Origin of the sequence: Pseudomonas sp. AN-B15 (assembly GCF_019056475.1) — a bacterium.
In the GTDB taxonomy this organism is placed as follows: domain Bacteria; phylum Pseudomonadota; class Gammaproteobacteria; order Pseudomonadales; family Pseudomonadaceae; genus Aquipseudomonas; species Aquipseudomonas parakoreensis.
In genome coordinates this window covers 4737101-4750329 of the sequence record NZ_CP049737.1, presented here as the reverse complement: position 1 = coordinate 4750329, position 13229 = coordinate 4737101, and the positions used below count along the sequence as shown (strand labels likewise).

General features: G+C 61.1%; 9 protein-coding genes. 5 read left to right on the top strand and 4 right to left on the bottom strand.

All coding sequences use genetic code 11. From position 1 onward, the window contains the following. Nucleotide 1 precedes the first annotated feature (1 nt). The gene (locus tag GTQ41_RS21430) at nucleotides 2–3115 is read right to left on the bottom strand and encodes a transglycosylase domain-containing protein (protein WP_047296268.1); all 3114 of its coding nucleotides are present in this window, start codon (nucleotides 3113–3115) and stop codon (nucleotides 2–4) included. 266 nt (nucleotides 3116–3381) lie between these two features. Then, nucleotides 3382–3840: a transposase gene (locus tag GTQ41_RS21425; protein ID WP_047296266.1), complete on the bottom strand. Its 459-nt coding sequence runs from the start codon at nucleotides 3838–3840 to the stop codon at nucleotides 3382–3384. Nucleotides 3841–4466: 626 nt separating this feature from the next. Here GTQ41_RS21425 and GTQ41_RS21420 point away from each other — a divergent pair. The 4 genes from GTQ41_RS21420 to GTQ41_RS21405 all read left to right on the top strand — a co-directional run bounded on the left by GTQ41_RS21420 (nucleotide 4467) and on the right by GTQ41_RS21405 (nucleotide 9681). Further along, nucleotides 4467–5885 (top strand): amino acid permease, encoded by a 1419-nt coding sequence (locus GTQ41_RS21420; RefSeq protein WP_047296264.1) that lies wholly within the window; start codon nucleotides 4467–4469, stop codon nucleotides 5883–5885. Between the two features lie 197 nt (nucleotides 5886–6082). After that, a complete protein-coding gene (locus tag GTQ41_RS21415) occupies nucleotides 6083–7570 on the top strand; it encodes a glucosyltransferase domain-containing protein (RefSeq protein ID WP_047296262.1) in 1488 nt (495 codons plus the stop codon). A gap of 114 nt (nucleotides 7571–7684) precedes the next feature. Then, the gene (locus GTQ41_RS21410; RefSeq protein WP_047296260.1) at nucleotides 7685–8047 is read left to right on the top strand and encodes a polysaccharide synthesis protein GtrA; all 363 of its coding nucleotides are present in this window, start codon (nucleotides 7685–7687) and stop codon (nucleotides 8045–8047) included. Beyond that, the gene (locus tag GTQ41_RS21405) at nucleotides 8044–9681 is read left to right on the top strand and encodes a glycosyltransferase family 39 protein (RefSeq protein WP_047296258.1); all 1638 of its coding nucleotides are present in this window, start codon (nucleotides 8044–8046) and stop codon (nucleotides 9679–9681) included. The genes GTQ41_RS21410 and GTQ41_RS21405 overlap by 4 nt, the downstream gene beginning before the upstream one ends. On the opposite strand, the gene GTQ41_RS21400 is transcribed toward GTQ41_RS21405, so the two are convergent. Beyond that, on the bottom strand, nucleotides 9602–11221 hold the full coding sequence (locus GTQ41_RS21400) for an FMN-binding glutamate synthase family protein (RefSeq protein ID WP_047296256.1): 1620 nt from the start codon (nucleotides 11219–11221) through the stop codon (nucleotides 9602–9604). The genes GTQ41_RS21405 and GTQ41_RS21400 overlap by 80 nt on opposite strands. A 241-nt stretch (nucleotides 11222–11462) precedes the next feature. Beyond that, entirely contained in the window at nucleotides 11463–12263 is an 801-nt protein-coding gene (locus GTQ41_RS21395) for a LuxR C-terminal-related transcriptional regulator (protein ID WP_047296254.1), read from the bottom strand. Between the two features lie 124 nt (nucleotides 12264–12387). Here GTQ41_RS21395 and GTQ41_RS21390 point away from each other — a divergent pair, with 124 nt between their 5' ends. Next, nucleotides 12388–13209, top strand: coding sequence for a carbon-nitrogen hydrolase family protein (locus GTQ41_RS21390; protein WP_095668400.1), 822 nt, complete (start codon nucleotides 12388–12390; stop codon nucleotides 13207–13209). The last annotated feature ends 20 nt before the right edge of the window (nucleotides 13210–13229 follow it).

Here is a 13229-nt window from a genome sequence, read left to right as displayed (position 1 = left end):
CCTAACGTGCTGCGGTCAGCGGGTCGGGCTGGCACAGGGTATGCGTACCCGGCTGCAGGTACGGTGAAAGGATCGGCGCCATGCCCTTGAGCACCTGCACCGGCAGCGCCGAGGTGAACTTGAAGTTCTCCGCCGAACGCCCGGGGACGAACGCGGTGAGTGTGCCGAAGTGGTTGTTGCCGATGTAGAACACGAAGGTCGCGGTGCGGTTGATCGACTTGGAACTGAGGATCCGCCCGCCGGAGCCGATGGCTTCGATGCGGTTGTCGCCGGTGCCGGTCTTGCCACCCATCACCAACGGAGTGCCGTCGGCGGTCTTGAAACTGCCGGACACCCGTTTCGCCGTGCCCGAGTCCACCACTTGCGAAAGGGCTTCGCGCATCGCCGTTGCGACCTCCGACGGCATCACCCGTTTACCGACATGCGGGTCGTTGGTCAGGCGCGTTTCATAAGGCGTGCCGGCGGCAAAATGCAGGCTGTCGATGCGCAGGGTCGGCATGCGCACGCCGTCGTTGAGGATAGTGCCGATCAGCTCGGCGAGTGCTGCCGGGCGATCACCGGAGCTGCCAATGGCGGTGGCCAGCGACGGCACCAGGTGGTCGAACGGATAGCCGACTTTCTGCCAGCGCTGGTGAATCTCGAGGAACGCCTCGATTTCGAGCATGGTACGGATGCGGCTGTCACGGGCGCCCTTGTGCTTGCTCTTGAACAGCCAGCTGTAGACCTCCTGACGCTCGAACTGGCTGGCCTTGACGACCTGACTGAAGGTGGCATCCGGGTTGTGCAGCAGGTAGCCCATCAACCACAGGTCCAGCGGGTGCACCTTGGCGATGAAGCCCTGATCCGGCAGATCGTAGGTGCCGGGGCCGTAGGCGTCGTACAGCCGGATCAGACGATCGTCGGTGAGTTTTTCGGTGAGCTTGGCGCCTTTGAGGTGCGCGCGCACGAAGCTGTTGAAGTCTTCCTGACTGGCATTGGGCAGCAAGTAACGATGCACGGCGGCCATGCGGATCGGCGTCGGGCGCATGCTGTCGAGGAAGGTGTCGAGGCGCGCCTGGGTGTCCTTGTTCTTGTACTTCTTCCAGAATTTGAGCAGGAACGAGGTGCCTTCGCGGTCAGCGAAACTGGCCAGGTATTCCTGCCGTCGCGGGTCGCGGTCGTCCTTGAGCAATTCGGCGCTGCTGTTGGGGCCGGAGTAAGTGACGTAGCGCACCACATCGCGCATCAGGCGAATGAACGGCAGGTTGATCGATTCGCGCAGGGCGTCGCGCAAGGTCGGCATGCGGCCGTTGTCTTCCTTGCGAAAGTTATGGAACACATGCAGGCCGCCACCGGTGAAAAACGCCTCGCCGGGGCTGGCGGAATATTTGCGGTCGAGCGCGGCACCGAGCATTTTCGACAGGTCGTGATCCTTGTTCTGGATCAGATAATCGATTACCCATTGGCTCAAGCGATCCTGATCCGGCACTTCGACTTTCTTCAGTTCCGGCACGCTCATGGCGCCGTACTTGTCGTGCAGTTCGGAGATGATTTGCAGGTAGGTCGTCAGCACGCGCATTTTCGCCGTCGAGCCGAGCTCCAGCTTGCTGCCCTCGTTAATGTCGAACGGCTGATCGGTGCTGTCAGTCTGCACGCGTACCCGCGAGCCGTCCGGGGTCAGTTCGAACAGGGTGAAGCTGTAGCGCACCTGGGTGGTGCTGGTGGGGGTGAGCAGGCGTTCGCCAATCAGACCGATCTGCCCGGCGAACGCGGGATCGGCGAGCTTTTTCAGGTAGTCGGTGGCCTGGGTTTGCAGATCGCCCTGCAAGGTGCTGGTGGCTGACAGGTCGAGCCGATCGAGGTCGTACAGCGGGCGATTGAGCATTGTCGCCAGACGGCTGCGGGCAACGCTGATGCCCTTGTTGGTTTCGATCGGCTGGAGGGTCGGCTGGGTCTGCCAGTCGCGGTAAGTGACCTTGCTCGCCAGCGCGGCATCGGCCAGTGCGCTGTCGATCACGCCGTTCTGCTTGAGCAGGCGCAAGTGGCTGTCGGTGAGGTCGGCGAGTTCTTCACGGCCCTTGGTCAGGTAGTGCGAAGGACGGCGCTGGGCGATCATCAGCGAGAGCATTTCGCGCAGGGCCAGGCCTTTGTCGGCCATGGTTTTCGGGTCGGTGGCCGGGCTGTTCAGCTGTGCATTGGCCTGGTTGAAATCGCTGCCGTACCAGACCCGCAAACCTTCGGCCATGCCATGGACCTCACCATGCCCCGGCACGGCGGAGAGGGGCACGCTGTTGAGGTAGTCGCGGATGATGTTCTGCCGCGCGCCGAGGGTTTGCGGCCCGGGCTGATAGGCGCGCACGCTGGCGGAAATCATCTGGCGGATCTTCTCCGCACCGGACACCGTCAGGCCATCGGGCGAGTGCCGGTACTTCTCCAGTTGCGTCGCCAAAGTGCTGCCGCCCGCCGATTGCCCCGGCAGGTGCAGCAACTTCGCCACCTGTGACCAGGCGGCCATGCCGAAGCGCGGCCAGTCCACCGCCGGGTTGGCCAGCGGTTGTTTGGGATCGAGCAGAAAGCGGTTTTCGATGAACAGCAAACTGCTGACCACCACCGGCGGAATGGCCGCAAAACTCGAATACAGCTGCTGCGGATACTTGTATTGATACAACGGCGCAGCGCGGCAATCGGTGATCGACAGCCCAGCCTGGATCTTTTCCGAATAGGGCACGAACAGGCCTTTGTCGGTGTAGCTCAGCAGCGCCGGAGAAAACCGCGTCTGCTCGGTGATCACGTAGTCGCGCTTGAGCAGGCGCGGCAAGAATTCATCGAGGGAGCTGTAGCCCAGACGCAGATCGAACGGCCCGTTGCCCGGATAGCGGATCGCTTCGCTGGGGCCGGGTTCCAGCTGATATTTGAGCGACGCCGCGTACTGGCTCAGCTCCCGGGATTGGAAACGCGAGGTGCGCATCTCCTTGCTCGCGGCCAGACCCACGACGATGGCAATAATCAGCAGCAATAACCAGAACGCCTTCCAGCCATGCCGGTTGCGGCGTTTTTTAGGGGGGACAGGCGCTTCATCCACACGTTCAGTCGGAACCACGGCTTTACTCGAATCGGTTTGCCACAAAGCGCCCATAGTCGATTGATCCATTCACGCAGATTGATCGGACTTGACTGAAGCTTAGACGGTGGTTGGTGATGGGGAAAAAAATGTGCGGGGTTTGAGTGGGTTGGTTTCTGAATAAAAATGCAGCTGTGGCGAGGGAGCTTGCTCCCGCTGGACTGCGCAACGGCCCCAATCCCTGTAGTCGCGATCTTTCTGAAACACCGCGTGCGCAGGGCTTACGACGGCTTCGCCGCCGAGCGGGAGCAAACTCCCTCGCCACAGGGGAAGTGGGAGCTTTAGAGCCAGCAGGCGTCCCAAAGCGGGTAGTCGCCAATTTTTTCGACCAGACCAGCCCGCAGCGGATTGGCGATGATGTACCGCGCGTATGGTTTCAAGTTTTCGCCGTCACGGATGGCATGGTCGTGATAGCCGGTTTGCCAAAACGCGCCTTTTCGGTTCAGGGCGCGATTGATCGTCAATGTGCTGCGGGATTTCACCGCTTGCATCAGACGTTCAATATGTATTTCTTCCAGCTGGACCAACCAATGTAAGTGGTCAGGCATCACCACCCAGGCTATCGAATCGACCCATCGTTGATCATGAGCTCGCCTGAGTTCCGCAATCAACAAACGCCCCACCTGCCAATCGCTGAATATTCTGCGCCGCTGATGCACCACAGTAATTATGAGATAAGCACGTCCTAACTCCGAACAACGCCCTCGGCGGAGCCGATGTGAATTTGGGGGGTTACGCATTCCGTTGCGTCCTTTGCGAGTTCAATCCTTATTCACGCTAGTCGCAGCATTCAAGAATTGGGTCTGCGATGACTGTACGAAATTTCCGAAAATTTGCAGATGTCGCCTTCTCTGTGACGAGGGAGCTTGCTCCCGCTGGACTGCGCAGCAGTCCCAATCCCTGTAGTCGCAATTTGTCTGAAGCATCGCGTGCGCGTTAATACGACGGCTTCGCCGCCGAGCGGGAGCAAGCTCCCTCGCCACAGGGGAATAGACAGCCAAGCACATCGAAACAGCTGTGCTAGAGCCATCACCTACGCAATACCACCAACGCAGGGGCATGACGATGCACCAATGCTGTGCAATACTCGCTGGCCTTTTTAGTGGGGAAAAATCCTACGGAGTCCAGGTAATGCCTCTCCGTAAACCGGCGGAATGCCGAGATTTCCCGCTAAATGTTAGGGCTTATAGAGTGAAAAGCCCTGTCACAAGCTTTTTATACTGCACGCCCCCGCTGATCTTGCAGGTCGGGACCTGCGAGACGCGTTTGCCCACGAGGCCGGCGCGGTTTCGGGAAGTTCAGGCCTATCGGTCGACGCTTCGCCGCTCGGCGGTCATATCCAATAACAAGACGAGGTTGTATCCCTATGCCAGTCGGCAATCACCTGCCCCATGGCGAGACCGCTCACGGCGGCCCGCTCAAACGCGAACTCGGTGAACGGCATATCCGCCTGATGGCGCTCGGCGCCTGTATCGGTGTCGGCCTGTTCCTGGGTTCGGCCAAGGCCATTGAAATGGCCGGTCCGGCGATCATGCTCTCCTACATTCTCGGCGGCCTGGCGATCCTGGTGATCATGCGCGCCCTCGGCGAGATGGCCGTGCACAACCCGGTGGCCGGTTCGTTCAGCCGCTATGCCCAGGATTACCTCGGCCCGCTCGCGGGTTTTCTCACCGGCTGGAACTATTGGTTCCTGTGGCTGGTGACCTGCGTCGCGGAAATCACGGCGGTCGCCGTGTACATGGGCATCTGGTTCCCCGATGTGCCGCGCTGGATCTGGGCCCTGGCGGCGCTGGTCAGCATGGGTTCGATCAACCTGATCGCGGTAAAGGCCTTCGGTGAATTCGAGTTCTGGTTCGCCCTGATCAAGATCGTCACCATCATCGCCATGGTCATCGGCGGCGTCGGCATCATTGCCTTCGGGTTCGGCAACGACGGCGTGGCGCTGGGGATTTCCAACCTGTGGGTTCACGGCGGCTTCATGCCCAACGGTGTGACCGGGGTGCTGATGTCCCTGCAAATGGTCATGTTCGCCTACCTCGGTGTCGAGATGATCGGCCTGACCGCCGGTGAAGCGAAGAACCCGCAGAAGACCATTCCCGATGCGATCGGCTCGGTGTTCTGGCGCATTCTGCTGTTCTACGTGGGCGCACTGTTCGTGATCCTGTCGATCTACCCGTGGAACGAAATCGGCACTCAAGGCAGCCCGTTCGTGATGACCTTCGAACGTCTGGGCATCAAGACCGCCGCCGGGATCATCAACTTCGTGGTGATCACGGCGGCACTGTCGTCGTGCAACGGCGGTATCTTCAGCACCGGGCGCATGCTCTACAGCCTGGCGCAGAACGGCCAGGCCCCGGCCGGATTCGCCAAGACCTCCAACGGCGTGCCACGCCGGGCGTTGCTGCTGTCGATTTTCGCCTTGTTGATCGGTGTGCTGCTCAACTACCTGGTGCCGGAGAAAGTCTTCGTCTGGGTGACGTCGATCGCCACCTTCGGCGCGATCTGGACCTGGGTCATGATCCTGCTGGCGCAACTGAAATTCCGCAAAGGTTTGAGCGCCAGCGAACGTGCCGGATTGAAATACAAGATGTGGCTGTACCCGGTCAGCTCTTATTTCGCGCTGGCGTTTCTGGTGCTGGTGGTCGGCCTGATGGCGTACTTCCCGGACACCCGCGTGGCACTGTACGTGGGGCCGGCGTTCCTGGTGCTGCTGACGGTGTTGTTCTACGTGTTCAAGTTGCAACCGAGCGGTGAAACGCAGGGCGCGGTGCGTTCGGCGACTTGATGTAGGCGATAGCAAAAGCAAAAGATCGCAGCCTGCGGCAGCTCCTACAGGGTTGATACATTTCCCGTGCAGGAGCTGCCGCAGGCTGCGATCTTTTGCCGTGTTACCGCCGGTCTGAAAGAGCGATACAAAGCGGCCGATCAGGCTCAAACCTGTATCTCTTTGCATTCCCGCGCGGCAGTAACCGAGGCGCAGACATGAGGGCGAGCGCATTTATCGAGCGAGAACTCAGTCAGCGGCAAGTCGTGCTGTTCTTCCTGCTTGCCACCGCGTTGTACGCCCTGCCGCTGATCCTCGCCGACTTCCCCTACATTGACGACAACTGGCGCACGCTGGCCGCCGCGAATGCCTGGGCCGGGCAGGGCCGATTGTTTGCCGACTGGTTTTATCAGGCACTGACGTTCACCGGGGCGGCACCGAACATCTATCCGTTACCCCTGTTGCTCGCGGTCGTGGCGATGAGTCTGGCGCTGGCTCGGCTGACCGTTCACTACTTTGTCGAACCGACGCTGGCCTGTTGCCTGGTCGCGTTGCCGCTCTGGTACAACCCGTTTCTGCTGCAGAACCTGTCCTATCAATACGACGGCCCGATCATGGTCTTGAGCATGGTCGCGGTGATCTACGCCATCACGTTCGAAGCTTCATCGCGGGTACCGCGCTGGCTGGTACCGGCGGCGTTGCTGGCACTGGCGATCGGGCTGTATCAGATCAGCCTCAATGTGTTTTTCGGTCTGTGTGGTGTCGAGTTGATCAGGGCTGTTCAGCGGCAAACGCAGTGGCCGCAAATCCTGCGGATGCTGGGCTGGAAGCTCGCACAAGCGGGCCTCGGCATCCTGATCTATAGCGTCACGGCTTATCCGTTCATGGAGACGTTACGAAGAACGGATCTGTTGAACCTGGACACCCACCCGCTGTTGCAGATCGGCATCAATTTCTCTCGGGTGCTGCAGAACGTTGCACTGTTGTTTCACGGCGGCTACGTCTGGGTTTTCGCTGCATTGGTGGTATGTGCATTCGCGGGCTGCCTGCGTCTGGTTCAGTGCCACCAACGCCGTTGGCCAAGCCTGCTGCTGTGTTTGCTCACGCTGCCCGTTCTGGTCTGGCTGGTGCCCGGAATCACTCTGCTGTTTCGGGATTTCAATGAAGGTGCGCGGACCCTGATGGGGTTCGGCGTGTTACTGCTGGGGCTGTTCTATCTGGCGCACGTTGCGCTGGCGTCCGGGCACCGCCGCTTGCCCTTGCTGCTGATCATCCCGCTGCTGGCGACACTCTCGCTGTCCTTCGCCTATGGCCGGGTGCTGAGCCTGCAGAAAACCTTTGCCAACAGCGCGCTGTACAGCCTGAGCCACGACATCGCCGCCCATCGCGAGCTGCGTGAAGCGAAGCGGATTTACCTCTCAGTCAGCTACTCCGATCGCTGGCTGGTCAGTGCGACCGGTTCATTCAAACGGCTACCGGTGCTGCACTATCTACTCAACGTCGACTACTTCATGCTCGCGGAAAATCTGCCGTCAGCAGGCATCACCAACGTGGTCGCCGAACGCGAGCGGCGCAACGCCACCCGCGTCGGTTATCAGGGTTTTCCAGCGCTGGTGGACAGCCTGTATTACCGGATTTACCTGATTGGCGATTACGGTTTCATCGTCATGAAGGAACCGCCTCACGGCAGGTTGCTGCAGTGGTAACCCTGACCGTCCGTCGCAATCCATCCCGCACCTGTAATTTCTGACAGTAGACCACTCAAGCGCCTTGCCCTAGCTTCGAAAGTCAGCCGTACCAAGCCATGGCAAGGAACCGTAATGAAAGGATTTCCTGCGCTGACAGTGATTGGCATCGCTGATGCACTTATCCACTGGCAGATTTTTTTCGTCCTGTGCAGCGCCATCGGGTTGACCCAGGCAGCCAGTAACTTCGGCGCATTCTGCGTGGCGGCGGCGTTCTCGTTTTACGTGAACCTGCTTTACACCTTCGACAGCAAGACATGGGTGCTCGGCTACGTGCTGTTTATCGCACTGATGGGGGGCACAAGCTTCGGTATCGGCGCGATTGCCGATACGCGCGACTGGGGCGGGCTGCTGACGGTGACAGTGTTTACCGCGCTGGACCTGATGTTGGGGTACTGCTTTTTCCGGTTCGTGCTGTTTCGAGGACAACGGACATGAAACTCTGGGTAGCCGCACCTTTTTTCAAAGACGCGAATGTTTCAGTGCGGGCCGATCAGCTGGCTCTGGCGACAGTTCTGATTATCGCGCTGTGTGTGCGGTTCTACTCCATTACTGTCCCCGTGATCTGGTATGACGAGGCCTACAGTGTGCTGCTGGCTCGAGAAACGCCGGCGCGCATCTGGGCGTTGACCGCACTGGATGTGCATCCGCCGCTGTATTACGTGCTGCTGCATTACTGGGGCATGGCCTGGGGCGATTCTGCCGGGGCGGCACGGGGCTTGAGCGTGTTGGCGGACGTTGGCAGCGTGTTGCTCGGCATCCAGTTGATGCGTCTGGTGGCCACGCGGCGGGCGACCTGGATGGCGGCACTGTTGCTGGCGCTGCTGCCCGTTTCGGTGCGCTACAGCCAGGAAGTGCGGATGTACACCCTGCTCGGATTCTGGCTGATGGCCGCGACCGTGGCGCTGGTCTGCTGGGCGCGGACACCCGGGCAAAAACGCTGGCCGTGCCTGTACGTGTTGCTGATGAGCGCGGCGTTTTACACGCATTATTTCGCCGCGGGCTGCGTACTGGTGCACTGGCTGTTCTGGTGGCGGGCGCGAGCGGATCACGCCGCGAGCCTTTCACCCCGCGCGTGGTGCCTGGCCAACGCGGCGATTGTGCTGTTGTTTGTGCCGTGGCTGCCGAATCTGCTTGAACAGTTGTCCGCCGGTGTCGCGGCGTGGATCGAGCCTGTGACCGTGCAGGCTGCACTGGGGCTGCCCTGGCAATTCATGTTGATGGAGCCGCGCGTGGCACCCGCGTCGTGGTGGCGGCTGGCGCCTTTGCTGCTGATCGTGCTCTGCGCAACGCTGATCGTGGCGCAAGGCATCGGCGAACGGCGTTACCGGCCGTTGCTGCTCGGCTACTTTTTTATTCCGACGATCTCGCTGTTTGTCCTGGCGCTGTTCATGCCGCTGTTTCTTGCGCGCTATCTGGTGTTCGCGGCCCCCGGCATCCCCCTGCTTATCGCCGTGGCACTGGACTCGTTGGCACGCCGATACCCGCGCCCGGCCATGGCGCTGTTCGTGCTGGTGGTCGTCGGACAATGCTACGGTCTGGCGATGGTCTATCGCCAGGCCGATGGCATGGATGGCACCGAGATGCGCCGGGACTACCGGTTGGATGGGCTGGCCAGCCAGATCGAACGCGAGGCCCAGCCCGGCGATGACATCATCCTCGACTCGCTGATTTCGTACTTGCCGTTTCTCTACTACAACACCAGCGCCATTGAGCCGCGGTTTCATGTGCGCACGGCGTTCCCGGCGTTCCTCGCCTCCTCGGTACGCGGTGGCTACGCGCTGATCCCGCTCGCCAGGCGCTGGATCTATTTCCATGACCCGGCGCTGGTGCAATGCCGCCGGCACCGAGTCTGGTGGATACCGCTGGAATCGCCCGATCACTTCCGCACCCTGTTCAGCGGCGATTGGCAAACGCGGCAGACGCTGTGGAGCGGCTCGGCGGCGGCCTACCTGTTCAGCGTCAACACCGCGTCATTCGCGACCGGTGGCCTTAAGCCGCGGCCACCTCCTGCGGCTCGAAACTGTCAGCCCGGGCCATCTGCCACATCCGCGAGTAGAACTCGCCATTGACCTCGCCCGTGAGCAACTCACCTGGCTTGAGAAACACATGCAGCTGCGAGAACAGCTTGATCTCGGTCGCCGACATGCGCCGCACCAGGTGCTTGGCCGACAGTTGTGATGGATGCTCAAGACCGGCCGCCGCCAACATTTCTGCCAGTGCCTTGAGCGTGTTGCGGTGGAAGTTGTAGACGCGCTGGGCCTTGTCCGGGACCACGAGGGCGCGTTGACGCAGGGCGTCCTGGGTGGCGACGCCGGTCGGGCATTTGTTGGTGTGGCAGCTTTGCGACTGGATGCAGCCGATGGCGAACATGAAGCCGCGCGCGGAGTTGGCCCAGTCGGCGCCGATGGCCAGCACGCTGGCGATGTCGAACGCGCTGACGATCTTGCCGCTGGCGCCGAGCTTGATCTTGTCGCGCAGGTTCAGGCCGACCAGCGTGTTATGCACAAACAGCAGGCCTTCGCGCATCGGCACGCCGATGTGGTCGGTGAACTCCACCGGCGCGGCGCCGGTGCCGCCTTCCTTGCCGTCGACCACGATGAAGTCTGGCAGGATGCCGGTTTCCAGCATGGCTTTGGCGATGCCCATGAACTCCCACGGATGCCCGAGGCAGAACTTGAAACCCACCGGTTTGCCGCCGGACAGCTCACGCAGTTGCTGGATGAACTGCATCATTTCGATCGGCGTGGAAAACGCGCTGTGGCGAGATGGCGAGATGCAGTCTTCGCCCATCTGGATGCCGCGGGTGTCGGCGATTTCCTGAGTGACCTTGTGCTTGGGCAGGATCCCGCCGTGGCCGGGTTTGGCGCCCTGGCTCATCTTGATTTCGATCATCCGCACCTGCGGATTCTGCGCCTGGGCGGCGAAGCGTTCCGGGTCGAAACGGCCATCGCTGGTACGGCAGCCGAAATAACCGCTGCCCAGTTCCCAGGTCAGGTCGCCGCCGTGTTCGCGGTGATACGGGCTGATGCTGCCTTCGCCGGTGTCGTGGGCGAAGTTGCCGAGTTTGGCGCCCTGGTTCAACGCGCGGATGGCGTTGGCGCTGAGCGAGCCGAAGCTCATGGCCGAAATGTTGAACACCGACGCCGAATACGGCTGCGTGCATTGCGGGCCGCCGACGGTGACGCGGAAACTGCTCGGGTCGCTCAACGGCGCCGGGCGCATCGAGTGGCCGATGAATTCGAAGCCCGATTGATAGACGTCGATCAGCGTGCCGAAGGGTTTGTCGGCGGTTTCGTTCTTCGCCCGCGAATAGACCAGCGAGCGCTGGGCGCGGGAGAAGGGCAGGGCGTCGCTGTCGGATTCAAGCAGGTACTGACGGATCTCCGGGCGGATGCCTTCGACCAGATAGCGAATGTTGCCCAGGATCGGGTAGTTGCGGCGCACCGCGTGCGGGCTCTGCAGCAGGTCGAACAGACCGAGCAGGCTCAGCACGCCGGTGACGGCGGTGATCGGCCACAGCCAGTCGTGTTCGAGAAAGGGCAGGCTGGCGAGGGTGAAGATCACGCAGACGGCAAAGAAGGCGTAGCGGCTCAGGAGTGACAGGCTCATACGGTTTCCCTGGTTCGGACTCAATGGTTTGCAAACCTGTGGCAGCAGGCGGGCCTGTTGATGAGATTTATTGTGGTGAGGGGATTTATCCCCGATGGGTGGCGAAGCCGCCCCAAAACCATTCACTGCGGTGTAACTGAAAGACCGCATGCATAGACTTCGGGCTGCTGCGCAGCCCATCGGGGATGAATCCCCTCACCACAGCAAATCAACTCCCACAGGAAAGCATTTCCACGCGTTATCAGGCGTTCTGCGCCTGGAGAAAAATCGAAAACAGCTCCGACTGGGATTTGATCCCCAGCTTGCTGTACATGTGTTTCTTATGGACTTTCACGGTTTCTACGGAGATTTCCAGCTTACGGGCGATTTCTTTACTGGAGCAACCGCTGAGCATCAAACGCCCGACATCCAGTTCTCGGGCAGTCAGTTGCGCGCCCTTGAGTTGCTGCACCGATGCTTCCAGTTGCACCCGCCAGTCGGCCGGTGCAGGCGCGACAGCGAGGGCCACGGTTTCGTTGATTTCGTACGGCAGGCGCTGGCGCAACAGACCCAGCACCCACGGCTGGATCAAAGACAGCAAAGCAATCTGTTCGCCAGTGAAACGTTGTTCACTGCCCAGCGACAGGCACAGCGTGCGTTCGCCTTCGAGTTGGCAATTGAACTGGATTTCGTCGGCGACCACATTCAGACGAAAGTATCGCTGGTAATACTCGGTCAGCTCGAAATGCTCCGGTGCCACCTCCGACAGGCGATACAGCCCGGTGCGCGACTGCTCGCGGCAGGCGATGTAGAACGGATCGAGCAGATACAACCCGCGCAGATAATCCTGAAACAACGGGTCGGGACTGCCGTCCTCGGCGGGGCATTCGGCGAACACTTGCGGGTGCTGATCGGCGCTGAACAGCAACACCACCCAGCTATCGAACGCCACGTACTGGTCGAGCAGACGCACCAGTTGTGCCCAGAAATTCGGCTTGTCCAGCGCATCGATCAACTGCCCGACGGCGCGGTGCCAAGTGATGTCATCAAACGAAACGGTCATGAATCTACCCCTATCGGGTTACCCCGGCCGCGTGATTCCCTGCCGGTTGCTTGCTGCGCATACTGGCCCACAGACAGCCACCGGGCAATCTTTCAGCGCCCGGCCCTGACCACAAGGACTCGCAATGAAAGTCGAACTCGCCCAACTGGCGGGCCGTGACAATGGCACCGCATACAACCTCGAACGCGCCCTCGCGGCGATTGCCGCGTGCGGTGCCGACACGCAACTGATCGTATTCCCGGAAACCCACCTGATGGGCTTCCCGACGGCCGACACCGTGGCGCAGATCGCCGAGCCGCTGGATGGCCCGACCGTCAGCGCGGTGCTGGCCGCTGCCCGCGAGCGCAACCTCGCCGTGGTGATCGGCATGGCTGAGAACGACAACGGTCGCTTCTACAACACCACGCTGCTGATCACCCCCGAAGGCATCGCCCTCAAATATCGCAAGACCCACCTCTGGGCGTCGGATCGCGGCGTGTTCGAGGCCGGCGACCGCTACGCCACCTGCGAGTGGAACGGTGTGCGCGTCGGCCTGTTGATCTGCTACGACATCGAGTTCCCCGAATCCGCCCGCGCACTGGCGCAACTGGGCGCCGAGTTGCTGATCGTGACCAACGGCAACATGGACCCGTATGCCCCGACTCACCGCACCGCGATCATGGCCCGTGCTCAGGAAAACCAGGCGTTTGCGCTGATGGTCAATCGTGTCGAGGCCGGGGATGACGGCTTGATGTTTGCCGGCGGCAGTGCGCTGGTCGATCCGCTGGGGACGTTGCTGTTCGAGGCGGGGCGCGAAGAAGGGACGTTCAGCGTCGAACTGGATTTCGACCGGTTGCAGGTCGCGCGCCAGGATTACCGCTATCTGGATGATCAGCGGTTGAAGCTGCCGGGGGAGGTGGTGGAGCACGCTTGCGGATTGCGTGAGTTGCTGATTCCTGCGTGCTGATCGGGATTCTGTGTCGGTCG